Origin of the sequence: Pseudomonas sp. BT76 TE3572 (assembly GCF_050435365.1) — a bacterium.
Classification (GTDB): Bacteria; Pseudomonadota; Gammaproteobacteria; order Pseudomonadales; family Pseudomonadaceae; genus Aquipseudomonas; species Aquipseudomonas fluorescens_W.
In genome coordinates this window covers 6,330,300-6,350,550 of sequence record NZ_JBNDKE010000001.1, presented here as the reverse complement: position 1 = coordinate 6,350,550, position 20,251 = coordinate 6,330,300, and the positions used below count along the sequence as shown (strand labels likewise).

The following is a 20,251-nucleotide window of genomic DNA, read 5'->3' as shown; positions in this document are numbered from 1 at the left end:
TTCAATCAGGAGCCGTCAGTTAAAAGCACAGGGGGTTTGGAGCGCCGGTCAGCGGCGCTCGATCGGCTCGATCACTTGCAACGCGAGGTTGCCTTTGTGCGACCCCATCTTGACCTTGAACGCAGGCACGCCGTTGGCGCGCATGATCATCTCTTCCGGTATCTCGACCGGGATAATGTCCCCCGGCTGCATGTGCAGAATGTCTCGCAGGCGCAACTGACGACGGGCAACCGTGGCACCGATCGGTACGTCAACGTCCAGCACGTCCTGGCGCAAGGCATTGATCCAGCGCTCGTCCTGATCGTCGAGGTCCGACTGGAAGCCGGCATCGAGCATTTCGCGTACAGGTTCGATCATCGAGTACGGCATGGTCACGTGCAGGTCGCCGCCACCACCATCGAGTTCAATGTGGAAGGTCGACACCACAACGGCTTCGCTCGGGCCAACGATGTTGGCCATGGCCGGGTTCACTTCCGAGTTGATGTACTCGAAGTTCACTTCCATGATCGCCTGCCAGGCTTCCTTCAAATCGACGAAGGCCTGTTCCAGCACCATGCGCACCACACGCAGTTCGGTAGGGGTGAATTCACGCCCTTCGATCTTCGCGTGGCGGCCGTCGCCGCCAAAGAAGTTGTCCACCAGTTTGAACACCAGTTTGGCGTCGAGGATGAACAACGCGGTGCCGCGCAACGGTTTGATCTTGACCAGGTTGAGGCTGGTCGGCACGTACAGCGAGTGCACGTATTCGCCGAACTTCATCACCTGCACGCCACCGACGGCAACGTCCGCCGAGCGGCGCAGCATGTTGAACATGCTGATGCGGGTGTAACGGGCGAAACGCTCGTTGATCATCTCCAGGGTCGGCATGCGTCCGCGGACGATGCGATCCTGGCTGGTCAGGTCGTAGCTTTTGACACTGCCGGGTTCAGCAGCGGTATCGGTCTGTACCAGACCATCGTCGACACCATGCAACAGCGCATCGATCTCATCCTGGGACAGCAGGTCCTGCACGGCCATGTCGTGTTCCTACTGCAGTACGAAATTAGTGAAAAGCAACTGTTCGATGACCACTTTGCCGAGTTCTTTCTGCGCCACTTCCTGGACGCTGGCCGTGGCTTTCTGACGCAGCATTTCCTGGCCAACCGGCGACGCCAGGGTGGCGAAATCCTGTCCGGAGAACAGCATGACCAGGTTATTGCGGATGACGGGCATGTGGACTTTGAGCGCTTCCAGATCGGCCTGATTGCGACCCTGCATGGTGATGCTCACCTGCATGTAGCGCTGACGACCGTTCTGGTTGTAATTGGCCACGAAGGCCGGGGCCATGGGCTCGAAAATCGCTGGCTGCTTGCCGACCGGGGCGGTTTCAGCCGCGGCGGCAGGCTTGCTCTGGGCGCTGTGCATGAAGAACCAGGTCGCTCCCACGGACAAACCGATCGCCAGCAGCAGGGCCACCACGATCACAATGATCAGCTTGAGTTTGCCTTTGGTTGCGGGGTCTTTTACTGCTGCTTCGCTCTTCGCCATGCCAATAATCCGTCACTATTCGGGTTTTCACAGTCGCACGGCAAGGCAAGAGCAAGTGTTATGCCAGAAGTGTCTGAGGGAAAACGGGAAGGACGGTCGACCGTGACCGAAAATCAAAAGATCGCAGCCTTCGGCAGCTCCTACAGGATGTACACAATCCAATGTAGGAGCTGCCGAAGGCTGCGATCTTTTAGGGGCGCCGCATTATCAGGCGTAGTAGTCGACGGCGCTGGAGCCGATGACGCTGGTAGTGCTGGCCGCTACTTCGGCAACTGTGGGCGCTAGCTCCTCATCCATGGAGTCGAGGCGACCACCGCTGGCGCTGGTGCGTCCACCCTGGCTTTGACCTTGTTGAGCCTGTTCCTGCCCCTGGCCCTGCCAGCCACGGGACTGATCGGAAACGTTGACGTCGACCTGGCCCATGCCCTGCTGCGCAAACATGTCACGCAAGCGATGCATCTGCCCGTCCAGCGCTTCGCGAACACCTGCATGGGCGCTCATGAACGTCACTTGGGTCTGCTGATCCGGAACCATGTTCACCCGAATGTCCAGGCGCCCCAGTTCAGCCGGTTGCAACTGGATGTCGGCCGCCTTGAGATTGGCACTGGACAGGTACATGACCCGGTTCACGACTTCTTCGGTCCAGCCGCTCTGATGCATGGCGATCGGTTGATTCACCGGCAATGCGTTCGCGGTTTTCGGCGTGGCCGCCTGGGTCAGTGCCGCCAGGCGGTTGGCGAAATCGTCGACCCGGGTATCGCTAGTCGCGGACTTCAGGTCCTTGAGACCGTCATCGATAAGACCGCTGAAGGCCTTGTCGCCGCCCTGGCCGGTGCCGTCTTTGTCGGCCTGCACATCGAGCATGCTCGCCATGCCGGCAGCGAAGTTCTGCGCCGAAGTAGCTTCGCTGTCAGCCTGGGCCTGGGCCGAGGTCGGTGCCGCTTTGGGCTGGGCCTGACTCGCCGCCGAAATATGGCCGCCCTGCTCCATGGCCATGCGCACGGCGGGCAGTGCGTCGAGGGGATCGGCTTCGGGATCGAAATTGGTGTCAGTGCTTGCAACGACCGGTGTCGTTGCCGCCGTCATAGCTACCTCGACCTGCGGTTGTGAGGTGACCACAACGGGTGGAGCTGCCGGTACCGGCGCTGGCACCACAGGTTGCACTGCCTGCATCAACGCAGGATCCATCGTCGGGTCAACGGGCGCGGTATCGGCAACCGGCGTCTGCGCAGTATCCGACCCGTCATCGCTGGCGGCATCGTCGTCAGCCTGCGCCGGCTTATCGGCGGGCAAGGATTTGCCGCTATCGGCAACCGCAGGTTCCGGGGCGGCAGACTTGTCGTTCCTGACGTCCTTTTTATCGGGGCTGTCCGGCGTTTTATCGCGTATCGGCTTGACCGATCCATCACCCGGCGCAGAAGGTTTGTTCTGGGCTTGATTGGCGTAGACCCGAGCGAAGCTGGACGCCTTGTCCCCAGGCTCAGCGGCCGGCGCCGGTGTATTGGCGGAAGCGGCTTGAGTCTTGGCTTGCGCGGCGGCCTGAAGAAGCATATTGGGGGTAACGGGCATGGAACAGTCTCCGCTGCACTGGGATCGTAGGTACAGTTGATGGAGATTATTGCAAGGGTCGCGCCAGGTTTGAGTGACAGGCGCTAAAAGCGCCGGACGGTCTCATTGGCTGAGAGGGAACGCTGACGCTCCGCCTCATAGAGAGGCCGGACAATGGCAAATTCGCCGTCAATTTCCCCGATCAGCTTTTCGATGCCAGCGAGGCTTTTTTGCTTGGCGCGCTCCTCCAGCTCCTGGCACAACTCGGCCAGGCGAATGGCGCCCATGTTGCTACTGCTGCCCTTGAAACTATGGGCAGCATTCATGAGTTGCGCGGCATCTTCAGCCATTCGCAAGATGCGTAAACGCTCTTCGGAATCGGCGAGAAAGGTATCCAGCAACATCGGATACTCATCCTCCATGACCTCTTGCAACGCGTTCAGCACGTCGCGGTCCAGGTGTGTGTCAGCCACTTGCTCACTCCTTGATCAAGAATGCGTGGATTATGCCAGAGCCTCCCAGAAAAACTCCACGCGGGCACTTCGTCCATCGTCGGACCAACTCGCATTGTGGCCCAGCTGACGGATCAGACTGACGCCACGCCCCGACAGACGGACACCATCGACGGGCCGCTCCATCACCCGCGCAACATCGAAACCCTTGCCACTGTCTTCAACCCGAACCGTCAGGCACCCGCCCTCGCCTTTGGGTGCCACCTGCAAATGCACCCGCACGAAACCGTCCTGCAACTCGTCCAGACGTGTATTGCGTTGCTGATAATAGCGGGTAAAACCCGAGGCATCGCGCTTGAGCGCCGAATCCAGCCCCAGCACTCCATGCTCCAGGGCATTGGAATACAGTTCGGCCAACACACTGTAAAGCGCCCCGCTCTGAGCCCGCAGACCGTGGACCTCAAGCAGCAATTGCAGAAGATACGGCAGCGGATTGAAGCGTTTGAGCGTGGCGGCGCGAAATTCGAAACTCACTGACCAGTCCAGCGGGCAGGACTGACCACTGTCGGAATACACCAGCGCCGGCGGGCTCAATTGTGCGGCCTCCAGCAGACTGACCTCGACCATGCTCACGTCATCACGGGCCTCGCCGCGAAAGTCCCGCAACGCCTGCTCGATCTCTTCGAACAACTCATCAGGCTGACGATTGGCCGCAAACACCTGCTCCAATCGTTCCACACCAAACAACTGTTCGTTGGCATCGCAGGTATCGATCACCCCGTCGGACAACAGGAAGACCCGATCCCCGACCGCCATCGGAAACACCTCGGTGCGGTCATCAAAGGATTGCGGGCTCAGCACGCCGAGCGGCAAATGCCGAGCCGTCAGCGGCGTTCGCTCACCGCTGGCGATGCTGCGCAGGTAACCGTCCGGCATTCCGCCGTTCCAGACCTCCACCGAGCGTCGCTGAAAACTCAGGCAAAGCAGCGTTGCACAACAGAACATGTCCACCGGCAGGATGCGCTTGAGCTTGGCATTCATCTCGCGCAGGGTTTCGGACAGGCCGTAACCTTTGGCGGTCATGCCATAGAACACTTCGGCCAAGGGCATGGCACCGACCGCGGCCGGCAAACCGTGACCGGTAAAGTCGCCGAGCAGCACGTGCATGTCACCGGCCGGTGTAAACGCGGCCAACAGCAGATCGCCGTTGAACAACGCATAGGGCGATTGCAGGTAGCGAATATTCGGTGCACTCAGGCAGCCGGAGTGGGCCACCTTGTCGAACACGGCTTTGGCCACCCGCTGCTCGTTGAGCAGGTAATCGTGGTGCCTGGCAATCTGGTCGCGCTGCTCCAACACCGTGGCCTGCAACCGCCGCAAGCGGTCCATCGCCTTGATCTTGGCGGCGAGGATCACCTGGTTGTAAGGCTTTGCCAGAAAGTCGTCGCCCCCGGCCTCCAGACAGCGGGCCAGCGCTTCGCTTTCGGTCAGCGAGGTGAGGAAGATGATCGGCACCAGGGTTTCCCCTGCCAACACCTTGATCTGCTGCGCAGCTTCGAAACCGTCCATCACCGGCATCATCGCGTCCATGAGCACCAGTTGCGGTCGTTGCTGGCGAAACGCTTCAACGGCTTCGGCACCGTTGGCGGCCGTCAGCACCTCATGCCCCTGGCGACGGACGATGGTCGACAGCAGCATGCGATCGGCCGCACTGTCTTCGGCGATCAGGATCGTCAGCGGTTCGAACAAGGACTGCATGGCGGTCACGCCACGTCGAAGATTTGTTCGAAGTTGGAGATGGCGAGGATCTTGCGCACATCTGCGTTAGCGTTGGTCAACGTGATCTCGGCATTCTCGCCGCCAGCGTGATCACGCAATAGCAACAACATGCCGAGCGCTGAGCTGTCGAGGTAAGTGGCGTCTTTCAGATCCACTTCGAAGGATTCGGGTTTTGGCTGAAGATTTTCGTAGGACTCACGAAATTCCTGATGCTTGGCGAAATCGAATCGTCCCTTGACCGATATCGTCAGCTTTTGCCCATCCTGGGAGACTTCTGTAACAACTGGCATTTAACGGCTTCCTTGTCATTGGTGAACGTACGTGTACAAGGTTTAGCACTTGGCGAGTGCAGGAGCAAGGCGAGAAAACGGTTGAACCCTGCCTGATCAATAAGGATCCTGACGCGGCAACCGCTGGGACAACTCATCCAGCAGCTTTTGCTCGCGCCGGTCTTCCAGCCGCCGAGCCTCATCCATGTAGCGCAACACCAGTTTGCGCAGGCCTTCGACCCGGGCAAATGCCTGTTGCCAGGACTCCCGCGCCTTGTTCAGGTTGTTTTGATGCCATACCAGGCTTTGTCGCTGCTGGTCGATGGCGGTCCCCAGTTGCGCAAGGAAGCCTTGATAACCCAGCAGCCATTGGCCAGACACGCCACTGCTGCCGCGCACGATCCATTGTTCCTGATAGTCGAGACGAAAGGCTTCGAGGTCGGCCAGTTTGCTTTCGGCCAGACGGACTTGCCCCTGGAAGTGCCCCAGACGCAGGACCGCGGTTTTCTCGGCCTTTTCGGCCATTTCGACCACGGGGGCCAGGCGCGAGGCTCGGCTCTGGGCCATGGCCGGTTAGCCGCCAGCCGCAGGAGCGAAAATCGTGCCGAGATAGGCTTCGCTTTCGCCCAGGCTGATGCTGTCGTTCAGGCCCTGGCGCAGGTATTTCACCAACTGCGGTTGCAGGGAGATTGCCAGGTCGGTCTCCCGATCACCTCCGGCCACATAGGCGCCGACGCTGATCAAGTCGCGACTCTGCTGATAACGCGACCACAGCTGCTTGAAATACTGGGCGCGCATCATGTGTTCGGGCGTAACCACCGACGGCATGACCCGGCTGATGGACGCTTCGATATCGATGGCCGGGTAATGACCTTCTTCAGCCAGCCGCCGGGACAGCACGATGTGCCCGTCGAGCACGCCTCGCGCCGCGTCGGCAATCGGGTCCTGCTGATCATCGCCTTCGGAGAGTACGGTGTAGAACGCGGTGATCGAACCGCCGCCCTTCTCGGCATTACCGGCCCGCTCCACCAGTTTCGGCAGTTTGGCGAACACCGAGGGCGGATAGCCCTTGGTCGCTGGCGGCTCGCCGATGGCCAAGGCGATTTCCCGCTGGGCCTGGGCGAAACGGGTCAGGGAGTCCATGAGCAACAGGACGTTCTTGCCCTTGTCGCGGAAATACTCGGCGATTCGTGTGCAATACATCGCCGCGCGCAGACGCATCAACGGCGCATCGTCCGCCGGCGACGCCACTACTACCGAACGCTTGAGGCCTTCTTCACCGAGGATGTGCTCGATGAATTCTTTAACTTCACGACCCCGCTCACCGATCAGCCCGACGACGATAATGTCGGCCTCAGTGAAGCGGGTCATCATGCCCAGCAGCACACTCTTGCCCACGCCGGTACCGGCGAACAGGCCGAGACGCTGACCACGACCGACCGTCAACAAACCGTTGATGCTGCGAATGCCCACGTCCAGCGGCTCGCTGATCGGTTCGCGCTTGAGCGGGTTGATGGTCGGGCCGTCCATCGGCACCCAGTCTTCGGCCTTCATCCCGCCCTTGCCGTCCAGCGCACGACCGGCGCCATCGAGCACCCGCCCGAGCATGCTCATGCCCATCGGCAAGCGGCCGGTATCAGCCAGAGGAACCACACGGGCACCGGGAGCGATGCCGGCAACGCTGCCGACCGGCATCAGAAACACCTTGCTGCCGGAGAAGCCCATGACTTCGGCTTCGACCTGCACCGGGTGATAACTGTCGTCGTTGATGACCATGCAGCGGCTGCCCATGGCGGCGCGCAAGCCCTCGGCTTCGAGGGTCAGGCCGACCATGCGCAGCAAGCGGCCTTCAAGGATCGGCGCGCCTTCCAGTTCCGTGGCCTCGGCGTAGCTGCCGAGGCGCTTGGCGAAGCTGGTGCGATCAAGGCGCATCGGGAACGTCCCGTTGAGGTTCGACCGGCACGACCGCTGGCTTGTCGCTGATCGGCAGTTCCAGGCTCAGATCCGGCTCGGCCGGGTGCAAGGCCTGTTCGTGCAACTGATCGAACAGCTTGTCCATGACCCGCGCAACGCGGGTTTCGACCGTGGCATCGATGCGACTGTGTTCAGTCTCGACCCGGCAACCGCCGGGCAACAACGCCTCGTCCTCGACGATGCGCCAGGTTTCTTCATGGCGCTCGCGCAGGGCTTTGACCTGTTCGAAATCTTGCGGATTGATGTACAGCCGCACATTACCCACGCCCAGCGGCAAGAGCTTGAGGGCCTCGCGCATGACGTGTTCGATCTGCGTCGAGTCGATGGCGAGTTCGCGCTGAATCACCTGTTTGGTGATGTGCTGCACCAGGTCGACCAGGGACTTTTCGATCAGGGTGTCCTGCTCGGCGATAGGCTCGAACAGATGGCCCATCAGTTGCTCCAGAGCGGAAATTTTGGCGGCCAGGGCCACCTCGGCTTCCTGGCGGACCTTGAGCGTGGTGCTGTGGAAACCTTCTTTTTCGCCCGTGGCGAAGCCTTCGTTGTAGGCCTCCTGGCGAATGCTTTCGAGTTCTTCGAGGGTCAGTGGCTGGACTTCATCCAGCGGCACTTCTTCCATTTCCGGCGGCTCGGGCTCAGGTTCCGGCTCGGGTTCCGGCACGAACGGATCGAAACTGGGCAGCGACCAGACGTCGAAACCATCGACGCCCTTGCCGCGGATCAGGTCGGTGTTGGACTCATCATGTTTGGACGACATAGTGACCTTAGATCATCTCTTCGCCGCCCTTCCCGCCGAGAACGATTTCTCCGGCTTCGGCCATACGGCGGGCAATGGTGAGGATTTCTTTCTGCGCGGTTTCCACGTCGCTGACGCGCACCGGGCCTTTGGCCTCGAGGTCGTCGCGCAACAGTTCGGCCGCCCGTTTGGACATGTTCTTGAAGATCTTCTCTTTGACGCCTTCGTCCGAACCCTTGAGGGCCAGCACCAGCACGTCGGAAGACACTTCGCGCAGCAGCGCCTGAATACCGCGATCGTCGACATCGGACAGGTTGTTGAACACGAACATGAGGTCTTCGATCTGACCGGACAGGTCTTCGTCGACTTCGCGGATCGAGTCCATCAGCTGACCTTCGATCGAGCTGTCGAGGAAGTTCATGATGTCTGCCGCACGCTTGATGCCACCCAGGGTGGTGCGCGAGGCATTCGAATTGCCGGAGAACTGCTTCTCGAGAATCTGGTTGAGTTCTTTCAGGGCCGCAGGTTGCACGGTATTCAGCGAGGAGACTCGCAGAATGATGTCCAGACGCACCTTGTGGTCGAAGTTGCCGAGCACTTCGCCGGCCTGGTCCGGATCGAGATACGCCACCACGATCGCCTGGATCTGCGGGTGCTCGTAACGGATCACGTCGGCGACGGCGCGCGGTTCCATCCACTTCAGGCTGTCGAGACCACTGGTGTTGCCGCCCAACAGGATGCGGTCGATCAGGCCGTTGGCCTTGTCTTCGCCCAGGGCCTGGGTGAGCATTTTGCGCACGTAGTCGTCGGAGCCGACGCCGAGGCTGGTCTGGTCGCCGACAATGTCGACGAACTCGCTCATCACCTGCTCGACCTGCTCGCGGTGCACGTTACCCATTTGGGCCATGGCCACACCCACACGCTGGACCTCTTTGGGCCCCATGTGGCGCAGCACTTGGGCGGCATCGGTGGAGCCCAGCGACAGCAGCAGAATCGCGGCTTTGTCGACCTTGCTCAGTTTGGCGGCAACGACTCGGTTATCACTCATCTGCGTTAATCCACTCTTTCACGACCTGGGCCACGCGACCCGGATCTTCTGCCACCAGACTCTTGATTGCGTTCAACTGTGCGTCATAGCCTTCGCTCGGGCTCGGCAGCAGAATGCTGGTCGGGCCACCGAGACTGACGCGGTCGTTGGCCAGTTCGCCGTCCAGGCCACCCATGCCACCCAACTCGACGTCGCTGCCGATGCCTAGCTGTTTGTCTTTGCCGCCGCCGGTGATGTTGTTGAGCACCGGACGCAGCACACCGAACACCAGCACCAGGATGAACAAGACACCCAGCACTTGCTTGACGATGTCCCAGAACCAAGGCTGGGAGTAGAACGGAATCTCGGCAATCACTTCACCGCGCTCGGCGGAGAACGGCATGTTAATCACGCTGACGCTGTCGCCACGGCTGGCGTCGAAGCCGACGGCGTCCTGAACCAGGCGAGTGAAGCGTGCCAATTCATCGGCAGTCCACGGCGCACGAGTGGTTTCACCGTTGGCCGCGTTGATCTTGACCTGGTCATCCACCACCACCGACACCGAGAGGCGATTCAAACGGCCCTGTTGTTGTTTGGTGTGGCTGATGGAACGGTCAAGCTCGAAGTTCTTGGTGGACTGTTGACGCTTGTCCGCCGGGTACGGTGCAAGCATAGGCTGGCCGGTGGCCGGGTCCATGATTTGCTGACCGTTGGCATCCAGCAGTGGCTGGCCTGGCTGCACCATGCCGGCCGACGCGGTAGCGCCACCGGTGGTTTGCGGTGCGGAGGCAGGCGACGGCGGCTGGTTGCTCAGGGCTCCCGGCACACCTTGTGGGCCATTGCTGGCGGTACGTTGTTCATTGACCGACTGCTCGCTGCGCAACGCCGGTTGGTCCGGGTTGAATTGCTCGGAGGTCGACTCGACGGCACTGAAATCCACATCGGCCGAGACTTCGGCTTTATAGCGATCGTTGCCCAGCACCGGTTGCAGAATGTTATGCACGCGCTGAGTCAGCATGCTTTCCATGCGACGGCTGTAATCGAATTGCTTGCCGGCCATGGTCAGTTCGGAATTTTCCGCCTGATCCGACAGCAGGTTGCCCTTCTGGTCGACGACAGTGATCTGGGATTTGCTGAGTTCGGGAACGCTGGTGGCCACCAGGTTGATGATTGCCAGTACCTGGCCAGGCTCCAGCGAGCGGCCGGCGTACAGTTCCACCAGAATCGAAGCGCTCGGCTTGCGCTCGTCGCGCACGAACACCGAACTTTTCGGGATCGCCAGGTGCACACGGGCACCCTTGACGTTGTTCAGGCTGGAAATGGTGCGGGCCAGTTCGCCTTCGAGACCACGACGATAACGGGTCGCTTCCATGAACTGGCTGGTGCCCAGGCCCTGGTCCTTGTCGAGAATTTCAAAACCGATGTTGCCGTCGCTGGGAGTGACACCAGCGCCCGCGAGTTTGATTCGCGCACGGGACAGGTCATCGGCCTTGACCAGCAAGGCACCGGAGTTCGGTTCAACGGTATAGGGAATGTCGGCTGCGGCCAGGGTATCCATGACCTGTTTGGCGTCCATACCGGCAAGGCTGCCATACAGAGGCCGGTAGTCCGGCTGTTGGGACCACAACACCACGGCAAAGCCAATCGCCACGCTCGCAGCCAGGCCGACCAACAGGCCCACCTGACGCAACATGGTCATCTCGGAGAGGTTTTCCAGGAAGGACAACCCGAACAGCGGCGGCTTGCCGTCTATTGGAGTGGCCTTGGCCGGAACATTATCGGCGACTGCTTCTGCCATGACTCAAATCGTCCTTAAACCGGCATCTGCATGATGTCTTGGTATGCCTGAACCAGCTTGTTGCGTACTTGGGTCAACGCTTGGAAAGACACGCTGGCCTTCTGCGAGGAAATCATCACGTCCGTCAGGTCGACGCCACTTTTGCCGATCTCGAAGGCACTGGCCAACTGATTGGACGCCTGCTGGGTGTCGTTCACTTTATTGACGGCCTGACCGAGCATGTCGGAAAAGCTGCTGCCACCCACTTCAGGAACAGCAGCCGTCGATTTCGACGCAGACATGGCATCCATTTGCATGGAACGCATGTCCAGCATCAATCGATTGAATTCAATACCTTGGCTCATGGCTTCTCTCTTTGACGAGCTACGTCTTTGGCGACCCGCAATTTTTTGACACTCACTCGGCGGGTAGTGAGGTGTTAGCAACAAGGGTGCCAGCTCCGTGGCTGCTCTAAACAAAAGCCGTCCCGGGTTTTGCATGGCTAACGAATCAGGTGGCGAACAAATAAGCTTCCACGTCCATTCCGACGTCACGCATCTGCGCCAGCTTGTAACGCAGGGTGCGCGGACTGATGCCCAGTCGCTCGGCGGCCTCTTTGCGTCGACCGCGTTCGGAGCGCAAGGTGTCGATGATCATCTGGAATTCACGGCGACGCAGGTCATCGCCCAGCGCCCCGGCCGATTCGGCGTCGACTTCTACTGCGCGCACAGTCGTCGGCGCCAATGCCGGCAACGGCGCACACGCCACAGGCCCGGCCAGGCAGAAATCCTGCGGCTGGATCAAACCGCCCTGCTGCAGAATCAAGGCACGCTGGATCGCGTTATCCAGTTCACGCACGTTGCCCGGCCACGGATAACCAATCAGGCACGCCTGTGCCTCAGGCGAGAGCTTCGCCGCGGCATGCTTCATTTTATTGACGTACTTGGCCAGAAGGCGCTCGGCCAATGGCAGGATGTCGGCGGTACGTTCGCGCAACGGACGCCAGGCCAGCGGAAACACCGACAGGCGATAGTAGAGGTCTTCACGAAAACGCCCCGCCGCCACTTCACCCGCAAGGTCACGATTGGTGGTTGCCACGACCCGAATATCCAAGGTGATCGGCTTGCGTGCGCCAACTCGCTCGACTTCACGCTCCTGCAAAACCCGCAACAACTTGGCCTGGAGCCCGAGGGGCATCTCGGAAATTTCGTCGAGCAGGATAGTCCCGCCATCAGCCTGTTCGAACTTGCCGGCCTGCGCCGCGATGGCGCCGGTGAACGAGCCCTTTTCGTGACCGAACAGCGTGGCTTCGAGCATGTTGTCGGGGATGGCTGCGCAGTTGATCGCAATGAACGGCTGACTGGCGCGATGGGAGTGCTGATGAATGTAACGCGCCAGCACTTCCTTGCCGGTCCCGGACTCACCGGAGATCAACACCGTGGAATCACTGCGCGCCACCCGTGCGGCCAATTCCAGCAATTGCGCACTGGCCGGCTCAAACGCTACAGGCCCCTCACCCTCGGTCGCACCGAGACTGCCCAGCGCATGACGCGCCACCAGATCGAGCAATGCCTTGGGCTCGAACGGTTTGACCAGGTAATCCGCCGCGCCCTGGCGCATCGCATCGACTGCCCGCTCGACAGCGCCGTGAGCCGTCATCAGCAGCACCGGCAGCTGCGGCTGACGAGTGCGCAGCAATCCGAGCAGTTGATGGCCGTCCATTCCCGGCATGTTGACGTCACTCAGCACCAGGTTGAACGCCTCATTACCAACTGCCGCCAGCGCTTCTTCTGCCGAGCCGACCGCCGTGTAGTCGTGCCCCGCGAGCAGCAGCGTATCCGCCAGTGCTTCGCGTAACGCGCGGTCGTCCTCGACCAGCAAAACCTTGATTGCCATGTCCTTCACTCCGCTCCCTGAGCGCTGGGCTTTTCACCCGAAAAAAGCGGCAGGATCACCTGCGCACACGTGCCGCGACCGAGCCGCGAGCGCAGCTGCAATTCTCCTTGATGAGCGCGCGTCACTGCCTTGACCACGGTCAGGCCGAGGCCGGTTCCAGTGGTTTTAGTGGTAAAAAACGGCTCACCGAGTCGTGCCAGTACTTTCGCGTCGATACCACTGCCACTGTCACTGACAGATACGCGCAGGTTGTTGTCACGGGTATAGAAATGGACTTTCAAACGCACATCGCCGGCGCTGGCCTGGATGGCGTTCTCGATCAGGTTCAGGATCGCCCCGACCAGCGTGTCGCGATTGCACAACAACTCGCCCGTATGACTGTCGCACTGCCAACGAATCGGCAGGTCCTGCACATGGGTCAGCGCGGCCGCCTGCAGCGACTGCATCAGCATTTTTGGCGTGACGCGATCAGTCAGCGGCAGCTCGCCGCGCGCAAACACCAGCATGTCACGAACCTGATGCTCCAACTCATGCAGACGCTCTTTCAGGCGCCCGGCAAAACGTTGCTGGGTCTCGACCGGCAACGCTTGCTCAGTCAAATGACTGGCGTAGAGCAAGGCGGCGGACAAAGGGGTACGAATCTGATGGGCCAGCGAGGCGACCATTCGGCCGAGGGACGAGAGTCGTTCGTGGCGAGCCAGTTGATCTTGCAGATGACGGGTTTCAGTCAGGTCGTTGAGCAACACCAACTGACCGGGCTCGGCATCCAGCGAGCGAGTGGAGATCGACAACCGCCGACCGTCCTTGAGCGAGATTTCGTGACCATCGTCTTCACGGGGCGCAAAGCAGCGGGCAATGACATGACGCCACAGCTCGCCTTCGAGGGGCAGACCGAGCAGCTCACAAGCAGCGGGGTTGGCTTCGCGCACGATGCCTTGGGCGTCGATGACGATGACGCCGCCGGGCAACAGATCGAGGAGGTTTTGCAGACGGTTGGCCAAGCGTTCTTTTTCCGCCAGCTCCTGCATGCGCTGAGCACTGACCACCGCCAGCTCACCCTTGAGCTCGGTGACCCGGGCTTCGAGCATGCTGTAGGAATCGGTCAATTGACTCGACATCTGGCTGAACAGTGCAAACGCCTGCTCAAGGCCAAGCCGGCTCGCCTGCTCTACGGACGACGGTTGTCCCGAAGCGTCAGGGACAGGAGACATCTGGGCGGCTTGGGGCATTGTGCTCTCTCGCTTGGCTGACCGTCAGTTAAACGGAACGTTGCGAGGGATGTAGCAATACCCGTGCCTAAAAAAAACCGCCTACAAATGAAGGACTTGAAAAACAGGCGTCAATCATCCGCCTGTTCATCTCCATCACGACGGCTCATGCCGTACTTGCGCATCTTTTCCACCAGTGTGGTGCGACGAATGCGCAGGCGTTCGGCGGCGCGCGCAACGATGCCATTGGCATCATCCAGCGCCTGCTGAATCAGCCCTTGTTCCAGACCACCGAGGTAGTCCTTCAGGTCCAGACCTTCCGGCGGCAACAGGGCGCCAGCAGAGAAGTCCGGAGCATGACCGTTGATGGCCACGCGTTCTTCAAGATCGCTGCGCAAGCTGTCGACCAGTTGCTCGTCTTCGTCATCGACGTAACGGAATTTCTTCGGCAGCTCGACCACGCCGATCACCCCGTACGGATGCATGATCGCCATGCGTTCCACCAGGTTGGCGAGTTCGCGGACGTTGCCCGGCCAGCCGTGGCGGCACAGCGACATGATCGCCGCGGAATTGAAACGGATCGAGCCACGCTTCTCATGCTCCATGCGCGAGATCAACTCGTTCATCAGCAGCGGAATGTCTTCGACACGCTCGCGCAGTGGCGCCATTTCGATCGGGAACACATTCAGGCGGTAGTACAAGTCTTCGCGGAAGGCGCCGATCTCGATCATGCTTTCGAGATTCTTGTGGGTCGCCGCGATGATCCGCACATCGGCGCTCTGGGTCTTGTTGCTGCCCACGCGCTCGAAGGTGCGTTCCTGCAATACGCGCAGCAACTTGACCTGCATCGGCAACGGCATGTCACCGATTTCATCGAGGAACAGCGTGCCGCCATTGGCCAGTTCGAAACGCCCGGCGCGGCTGGTGATTGCCCCGGTGAAGGCGCCCTTCTCGTGGCCAAACAGTTCGCTTTCCAGCAACTCGGCCGGGATAGCCCCACAGTTGACCGGTACGAACGGCGCGTCACGACGCTTGGAGTGATAGTGCAGGTTGCGCGCGACCACTTCCTTGCCGGTCCCGGACTCACCGAGGATCAGCACACTGGCATCGGTGTCGGCGACTTGCTGCATCATCTGGCGGACGTGTTGAATCGCCCGGCTGGTGCCGACAAGACTGCGGAAAAGATTGGGTTCACGGTGACGACCGCGCTCGCGGGCCTGGTCGTACATCTCGCGATAGACCTGGGCACGGTGCAGGGAGTCGAGCAACTTGCTGTAGCTGGGCGGCATTTCGAGGGTCGAAAGCACTCGGCGACGCTGGTCGTCTGGCAAGTCAACGGAAGAATTATCGCCCATTAACAAAACCGGAAGGAACTCATCCCAGGTTGAGAGTGTCTTTAACAGGCCCGTAAGTGCGCCAGGAGCATTGACCGTCCCGATAAGGACACAGATTACTTCGCGACTTGATGACAATGAGCCGACCGCCTGCTGCCAGTCATGGCTACCGCAGGGTAAATTTTCTTCGCCAAGAAAATTTAAAATCACCGCCAAGTCGCGGCGGCGGACGCTATCGTCATCAATCAGCAGAATTTTGGTTTCACGCCACATGCAATAGCAACTTCCCTAGTCAACTCAATGCCCAAAATGATGGGGCAAGCTAGACGCTTGCAGGCACGTTATGCCTGTAGACGCCTGAAATCTGGAATCAGCCACTAGTTAAGTCAAAAAACCGTGCACAGTCAAATTTATGGCGCACTATGTTTGGATTAACCGGGAATTAATTAACCAAACAGATGGTAAACCTTTGCCGCGCTCTGCGCATGGGTGATCTGCGACATCTCGTCAACTATCGCCTGGCGCTCTCCCATCGTCGCACTCAGCAAATCCTTGTACACCGCCAACAGCCCTTCCAGATTGCTCCGCAACGCTTCTTCGTCGATCGGCGCCTCGCTCAGCACCTCATCGACGCATTCGCGACAGGCCGTATCCAGTTCGCTGATCGCATCCCAATTACGCGCCGCCAAGGCGTCAACCAAGGCTTCCCGGGTTTCTTCAATCCGCTGCAGTGCTTGACTCATGGCGCTATCCTCAGACCCGCAGGCCTATTGGTTTGCAATTGCATCCCAGCCGCTTTTCAGGGTATCGAGCAGACCCGATACTTCGTCGATGATCGCTGCATCGTTGTTGCGATTGGCTTCCATCAGCCGCGTCATCATGTAGGCGTACAAATTGTCGAGCTGCTGCAACGAAGCCGGATCTTCGGTCTTCTCCGGGTTCAGGCCGTCACGCAGGCCAATGATGATGTCTACGGCCTTGCCGAGCATCAATCCCTTGAGTGCGATGTCACCCCGTTCCATTGCGCCCTTGGCTTGAGCCATGCGGTCCAGCCCACCCTCCATCAGCAACTGAACCAGGCGATGGGGATTGGCTTCAGAGATCTGAGCATGGGAATTGACCTTCTGATACTGGCGAAGGGCTCTCATGGGATTCATGTTTCTACCTCGTGACAGACAACAAATGAAAATAGGTTTGCTCTGATCATTATGTCGACTGGTCGACACAAAACTTTAACGCCAACCCGCTACCCAAGAAAAAACCCAGGCGCTGTAATGACAGCCGGCCTGGGTTTTTTTATGCCTGATCCGGATCAGTCGGACTTCGGATTGTTCAGTGCGTTGAGCGTGGTCATGATGCTGTCGCTTTGCGCCCGCAACTTGGCCACCAAAGAGTCCATCGCGGTGTACTTGGCGGTCAGGCTCAACTGCAGGCTGGACATCCGCGAATCGAGCGTGTCCTGCTGCTTCTTCAAGTCGGTCAGGCTGTCGCTCAGGCTTGCCGATCGCGCGGCGAACACGCCGGTCTTGCTCAGGGCGAAGCTGTCGGTCGCGGTTTTCATACGCGCCAGCAAACCGGTATCGCCAGTAAAGATCGCGTTGATGTCGGCGGCATTGGTCAGCACCGCAGTATCCCACTGCTTGTCGTCGATCGTCAGGGTGCCGGTTTTCTGGTCCGTCTGCACGCCAAACTGGGATAACGCTTTCATCTGGCCCGTGCCCGACATTGCGTTCAGCTCGGTGCGTACGGCAGACACCAGTGAGCGCAACGAGGCATCGCCGGTCAGGGCGCCGGACGTTATCGAACCATCGGCGTTTGTGGTGACCTGGGTTTCGGCATTGGCAGCCTTGATCAAAGCGTTGTAGGTGTCGACAAAGCCTTTGACCGAAGACTTCAGCGTCGTGCTGCTGGCGGCCACGGTAATGGTGCTCGCTGTCGGCGCGGAAGCACCGGCTGCGGTGGGAGAAATTCCTGTCAGCTTGACGGTCACCCCACTCACGGCGTCGGCGATGGTGTTGGTCTTGGATTCCATGACCAGCCCGTCAAGGGTGTACTTGGCGTTCTGCGGCGGAGCGAGGACCGAGGTGCCGGTTTCCAGGCCCGAGTTGCCCGACAAGGTCAGGTCCGTACCGACACCGGTGGTGGTCGACGTCATCACGAGTCGAGAGCCACTGGCGTCGGTCAGAATGTTGGCGCTCAAGCCCTGGTTGGCATACTGCGAGTTGATCGAGTCGCGAACCTGCTGCAGCGTTGCGCCGACCGGAATGCTTACGTCGTAAGTGTTGCTGCCCTGCTTGATGCTCAGCGTGGTTGGCACCGCGCCTGCGTTGATGACCGTCGAAGCGCCAGCCGCGTAGACCTTGGACGAAATCTTGGACGCCGTGGCCAACTGAGTGACCACCAGCGAGAAACTGCCGGCCGCCGCGCCATTGCCGGTGGTGACAGTGGCTACTTTTTCATCGGAGGTCGAACCGGTCAGCCCATTGAAGCTGGAGGCCGTCTTCATGTTGTCCAGCGCACCACGGAACGCATCCAGCGCTGCCTGGATCTTACCGATCGACGATAGCGAGGTAGTCGCTTTCAGCGTCTGGCTGTTGATCTGTGTCTGCTTCGGTGCCCTTTCGGAATCCACCAAAGATTTCACGATCGCCTGGGTATCGATGTTCGAACCAATACCGCTAACCGTTGTACCCGCCATCATCTCTCTCCTTATCCAGTGGCTGTCGTTTTCTTGACTTAGAGCGTCTAGTCAGCGACAGCAACAAAATTCATGCCAGCTCAAGCCTTGGCGTTAAACAGCAAGCTGCTGGCGTCCGTCAGGCTCTGTGCAAGCTTCAATGCAGTTTCCGAAGGGATCTGGCGAATCACGTCACCGGTTTCGGTGGCGATGACCTTGACCACGACCCGGCCGGTGGAATCATCAATGGTAAAATCCAGCTTGCGCTGGGCAGCCTGGACGAATTCCCTAATATCGGTCACGGCTTTTTCCAGGTCGTCACGCTTGGGCTCGGAGCCCGATTTGGCGACGGGCTCAGCCTTGGGCTGTTCCTGTTTGGCAGCAACAGTCGGCGTTGTACCCTGAGGGGCAACGGCTGGATAAGACAGGTTCAACTTGACGCTCATGTCCATGCTAAATCTCCTCATCACGGAAAAGACGAAAGGGCACGTAAACGCGCCCTTCCGTCAGTCACCAAGCGCTGATATTACTGAAGCAGCTTCAGTACAGCGGATGGCAGCTGGTTAGCCTGAGACAGGATCGCGGTGGAAGCCTGTTGCAGGGTTTGTTGCTTGGTCAGCTGAGCAGTTTCCGACGCGAAGTCGACGTCCTGGATCACGCCACGAGCAGCAGTGGAGTTGTCCGAGATGCTGCGCAGGTTCGACACGGTGCTGTCGAAACGGTTTTGTACGGCACCGAGGTCAGCACGCTGGGAGTCGATGTTGGCGATCGCTTGCGAGATCACGTCAACAGCGTTTTGTGCGTTGGCAGCAGTGGTCACGTCAGTGTTGCTGACCACGGTTTTGGCCGAGCTGACGGTAGTACCGGCAGCAACGAACAGGCCAGTTGCACCAGCGCCGTTCATCGAGTAGCTGTTGGTGGAGTTCAGCGAAACTGCGCCAGTTACCTGAACTGCAGTGGCAGCGGCAGCAACACCAGCGCCGTAAGCACCGGAACCGTCTTTGGCCTGAACCGAGATACCGGCGATGGCACTGGCGTCACCAGCGTTCAGGATGATGTTCTCGCCGGAATCGGATTTGACTTCCAGGCTGTTGGTGGTGGCGTTGAAGTTAACGCTGATGCCCAGTTTGGCAGCGTTGGACTTCAGTTGGTCAGCCAGGCCAGCAGTGTCGGTTACGCCGACCATGTTGACGGCTGCGCCAGCGCCTACCTTGATGGTGAAGTTTGCAGTACCTGGCAGAGCACCAGTGATCGCCGCGGTGTTTACAGTGAACTTGGCTTCAGTGCTGGCAGTAGCCGACAGGCCGCCGATAACGCCGTTCAGCTGGGCAGCGGTCGTTTTTGCAGACTGTCCAGTAACGGTGGTGATGTTAGCGGTTTGGCCGCCACCGGTAACAGCGATGGCACCACCGGTCACACCGGCCAGGCTTGGCGGGATGGCCACACTTTTCAGCTGCTGGGAGCCGATGTTGTTAGCGGATACGTCGCCCAGAGTCATGTTGATGGTCTGGTTGGCGTTAGCGCCTACCTGGAAAGCGGTAGTACCGAAAGAACCGTCCAGCAGGTTACGACCACCGAAGGTAGTGGTGCTGGCGATACGCGACAGCTCGGAAGTCAGAGCCGAGTACTCGGCGTTGTTCGACTTACGGTCATCGGCGCTTGGCGAACCGTTCGCGGAAGCCAGGGCCAGGGTCCGCATTTTTTGCAGGATGTTGGTGGATTCCTGCATCGCGCCTTCAGCAGTTTGCGCGATGGAGATACCGTCACCGGCGTTCTTGATGGCAGTGCCCAGGCCGTTGATCTGGCTGGTCAGACGGTTGGAGATTTGCAGGCCGGCCGCATCGTCTTTAGCGCTGTTGATTCGCAGGCCGGAAGACAGACGTTGCATCGAGTTTTGCAGGTTGCTGGAAGCTTTGTTCAGGTTGTTCTGAACGGTCAACGATGCAAGGTTGGTGTTTACTGTTAAAGCCATGACGAAATCCTCGTTGGATGGATACTGCGGCTTCCGGCCCTGACATCCGTCGGGTGTGGCCTAGAGAACCTACGT

At 59.7% G+C, this 20,251-nt stretch carries 20 protein-coding genes; all 20 read right to left on the bottom strand.

Going from position 1 to position 20,251, the window contains the following annotated elements:
• Positions 1-48 precede the first annotated feature (48 nt).
• Positions 49-1,017 carry a flagellar motor switch protein FliM gene (gene fliM / locus ABH912_RS29025; protein WP_033055988.1) on the bottom strand — a complete coding sequence of 323 codons (969 nt, stop codon included), beginning with the start codon at positions 1,015-1,017 and terminating at the stop codon, positions 49-51.
• A gap of 9 nt (positions 1,018-1,026) precedes the next feature.
• Positions 1,027-1,527 (bottom strand): flagellar basal body-associated protein FliL, encoded by a 501-nt coding sequence (fliL, locus tag ABH912_RS29020; RefSeq protein ID WP_033055987.1) that lies wholly within the window; start codon positions 1,525-1,527, stop codon positions 1,027-1,029.
• Between the two features lie 207 nt (positions 1,528-1,734).
• A complete protein-coding gene (locus ABH912_RS29015) occupies positions 1,735-3,096 on the bottom strand; it encodes a flagellar hook-length control protein FliK (RefSeq protein ID WP_429512347.1) in 1,362 nt (453 codons plus the stop codon).
• Between the two features lie 83 nt (positions 3,097-3,179).
• Entirely contained in the window at positions 3,180-3,548 is a 369-nt protein-coding gene (locus tag ABH912_RS29010; RefSeq protein ID WP_429512345.1) for an Hpt domain-containing protein, read from the bottom strand.
• 30 nt (positions 3,549-3,578) lie between these two features.
• Positions 3,579-5,285, bottom strand: a complete 1,707-nt coding sequence (locus ABH912_RS29005) for an ATP-binding SpoIIE family protein phosphatase (protein WP_429512344.1) — start codon at positions 5,283-5,285, stop codon at positions 3,579-3,581.
• A 5-nt stretch (positions 5,286-5,290) separates the two neighbouring features.
• Entirely contained in the window at positions 5,291-5,596 is a 306-nt protein-coding gene (locus tag ABH912_RS29000; protein WP_008151067.1) for an STAS domain-containing protein, read from the bottom strand.
• A gap of 96 nt (positions 5,597-5,692) precedes the next feature.
• Positions 5,693-6,142: a flagellar export protein FliJ gene (fliJ, locus tag ABH912_RS28995; RefSeq protein WP_033055981.1), complete on the bottom strand. Its 450-nt coding sequence runs from the start codon at positions 6,140-6,142 to the stop codon at positions 5,693-5,695.
• Between the two features lie 6 nt (positions 6,143-6,148).
• Entirely contained in the window at positions 6,149-7,507 is a 1,359-nt protein-coding gene (gene fliI / locus ABH912_RS28990; RefSeq protein ID WP_046046383.1) for a flagellar protein export ATPase FliI, read from the bottom strand.
• Positions 7,497-8,306, bottom strand: a complete 810-nt coding sequence (fliH, locus tag ABH912_RS28985; protein ID WP_429512342.1) for a flagellar assembly protein FliH — start codon at positions 8,304-8,306, stop codon at positions 7,497-7,499. The genes fliI and fliH overlap by 11 nt, the downstream gene beginning before the upstream one ends.
• Positions 8,307-8,313: 7 nt before the next feature.
• On the bottom strand, positions 8,314-9,333 hold the full coding sequence (gene fliG / locus ABH912_RS28980) for a flagellar motor switch protein FliG (protein ID WP_429512340.1): 1,020 nt from the start codon (positions 9,331-9,333) through the stop codon (positions 8,314-8,316).
• Complete coding sequence (gene fliF, locus ABH912_RS28975; RefSeq protein ID WP_033055977.1) at positions 9,326-11,110, bottom strand: flagellar basal-body MS-ring/collar protein FliF; 1,785 nt, start codon at positions 11,108-11,110, stop codon at positions 9,326-9,328. Before fliF ends, fliG begins: the two co-directional genes overlap by 8 nt.
• A gap of 14 nt (positions 11,111-11,124) precedes the next feature.
• Positions 11,125-11,454, bottom strand: a complete 330-nt coding sequence (gene fliE / locus ABH912_RS28970) for a flagellar hook-basal body complex protein FliE (RefSeq protein ID WP_033055975.1) — start codon at positions 11,452-11,454, stop codon at positions 11,125-11,127.
• Between the two features lie 145 nt (positions 11,455-11,599).
• Positions 11,600-12,985: a sigma-54-dependent transcriptional regulator gene (locus ABH912_RS28965; protein WP_429512338.1), complete on the bottom strand. Its 1,386-nt coding sequence runs from the start codon at positions 12,983-12,985 to the stop codon at positions 11,600-11,602.
• A 5-nt stretch (positions 12,986-12,990) separates the two neighbouring features.
• A complete protein-coding gene (locus ABH912_RS28960) occupies positions 12,991-14,214 on the bottom strand; it encodes a sensor histidine kinase (protein WP_429512336.1) in 1,224 nt (407 codons plus the stop codon).
• 110 nt (positions 14,215-14,324) lie between these two features.
• Positions 14,325-15,800 carry a sigma-54 dependent transcriptional regulator gene (locus ABH912_RS28955; protein ID WP_033055970.1) on the bottom strand — a complete coding sequence of 492 codons (1,476 nt, stop codon included), beginning with the start codon at positions 15,798-15,800 and terminating at the stop codon, positions 14,325-14,327.
• A gap of 173 nt (positions 15,801-15,973) precedes the next feature.
• Complete coding sequence (fliT, locus tag ABH912_RS28950; RefSeq protein WP_033055969.1) at positions 15,974-16,270, bottom strand: flagellar protein FliT; 297 nt, start codon at positions 16,268-16,270, stop codon at positions 15,974-15,976.
• 24 nt (positions 16,271-16,294) lie between these two features.
• A complete protein-coding gene (gene fliS, locus ABH912_RS28945) occupies positions 16,295-16,684 on the bottom strand; it encodes a flagellar export chaperone FliS (RefSeq protein WP_033055968.1) in 390 nt (129 codons plus the stop codon).
• Positions 16,685-16,839: 155 nt separating this feature from the next.
• A complete protein-coding gene (fliD, locus tag ABH912_RS28940) occupies positions 16,840-18,225 on the bottom strand; it encodes a flagellar filament capping protein FliD (protein WP_429512333.1) in 1,386 nt (461 codons plus the stop codon).
• Between the two features lie 80 nt (positions 18,226-18,305).
• Positions 18,306-18,656, bottom strand: a complete 351-nt coding sequence (locus tag ABH912_RS28935; RefSeq protein WP_033055966.1) for a flagellar protein FlaG — start codon at positions 18,654-18,656, stop codon at positions 18,306-18,308.
• A 74-nt stretch (positions 18,657-18,730) separates the two neighbouring features.
• Positions 18,731-20,176 carry a flagellin gene (locus ABH912_RS28930; protein WP_033055965.1) on the bottom strand — a complete coding sequence of 482 codons (1,446 nt, stop codon included), beginning with the start codon at positions 20,174-20,176 and terminating at the stop codon, positions 18,731-18,733.
• Between the last annotated feature and the right edge of the window lie 75 nt (positions 20,177-20,251).

Excerpts from the sequence above, each read along its gene's own strand:
- fliG (WP_429512340.1), bottom strand. The coding sequence starts at position 9,333 with ATGAGTGATAACCGAGTCGTTGCCGCCAAACTGAGCAAGGTCGACAAA.
- fliJ (WP_033055981.1), bottom strand. The coding sequence starts at position 6,142 with ATGGCCCAGAGCCGAGCCTCGCGCCTGGCCCCCGTGGTCGAAATGGCC.
- fliH (WP_429512342.1), bottom strand. The coding sequence starts at position 8,306 with ATGTCGTCCAAACATGATGAGTCCAACACCGACCTGATCCGCGGCAAG.
- ABH912_RS29000 (WP_008151067.1), bottom strand. The coding sequence starts at position 5,596 with ATGCCAGTTGTTACAGAAGTCTCCCAGGATGGGCAAAAGCTGACGATA.
- fliT (WP_033055969.1), bottom strand. The coding sequence starts at position 16,270 with ATGAGTCAAGCACTGCAGCGGATTGAAGAAACCCGGGAAGCCTTGGTT.
- ABH912_RS28955 (WP_033055970.1), bottom strand. The coding sequence starts at position 15,800 with ATGTGGCGTGAAACCAAAATTCTGCTGATTGATGACGATAGCGTCCGC.
- ABH912_RS28930 (WP_033055965.1), bottom strand. The coding sequence starts at position 20,176 with ATGGCTTTAACAGTAAACACCAACCTTGCATCGTTGACCGTTCAGAAC.
- fliE (WP_033055975.1), bottom strand. The coding sequence starts at position 11,454 with ATGAGCCAAGGTATTGAATTCAATCGATTGATGCTGGACATGCGTTCC.
- fliF (WP_033055977.1), bottom strand. The coding sequence starts at position 11,110 with ATGGCAGAAGCAGTCGCCGATAATGTTCCGGCCAAGGCCACTCCAATA.
- ABH912_RS28965 (WP_429512338.1), bottom strand. The coding sequence starts at position 12,985 with ATGGCAATCAAGGTTTTGCTGGTCGAGGACGACCGCGCGTTACGCGAA.
- fliD (WP_429512333.1), bottom strand. The coding sequence starts at position 18,225 with ATGGCGGGTACAACGGTTAGCGGTATTGGTTCGAACATCGATACCCAG.
- fliM (WP_033055988.1), bottom strand. The coding sequence starts at position 1,017 with ATGGCCGTGCAGGACCTGCTGTCCCAGGATGAGATCGATGCGCTGTTG.
- fliS (WP_033055968.1), bottom strand. The coding sequence starts at position 16,684 with ATGAATCCCATGAGAGCCCTTCGCCAGTATCAGAAGGTCAATTCCCAT.
- fliL (WP_033055987.1), bottom strand. The coding sequence starts at position 1,527 with ATGGCGAAGAGCGAAGCAGCAGTAAAAGACCCCGCAACCAAAGGCAAA.
- ABH912_RS28960 (WP_429512336.1), bottom strand. The coding sequence starts at position 14,214 with ATGCCCCAAGCCGCCCAGATGTCTCCTGTCCCTGACGCTTCGGGACAA.
- fliI (WP_046046383.1), bottom strand. The coding sequence starts at position 7,507 with ATGCGCCTTGATCGCACCAGCTTCGCCAAGCGCCTCGGCAGCTACGCC.
- ABH912_RS29005 (WP_429512344.1), bottom strand. The coding sequence starts at position 5,285 with ATGCAGTCCTTGTTCGAACCGCTGACGATCCTGATCGCCGAAGACAGT.
- ABH912_RS29015 (WP_429512347.1), bottom strand. The coding sequence starts at position 3,096 with ATGCCCGTTACCCCCAATATGCTTCTTCAGGCCGCCGCGCAAGCCAAG.
- ABH912_RS28935 (WP_033055966.1), bottom strand. The coding sequence starts at position 18,656 with ATGGACATGAGCGTCAAGTTGAACCTGTCTTATCCAGCCGTTGCCCCT.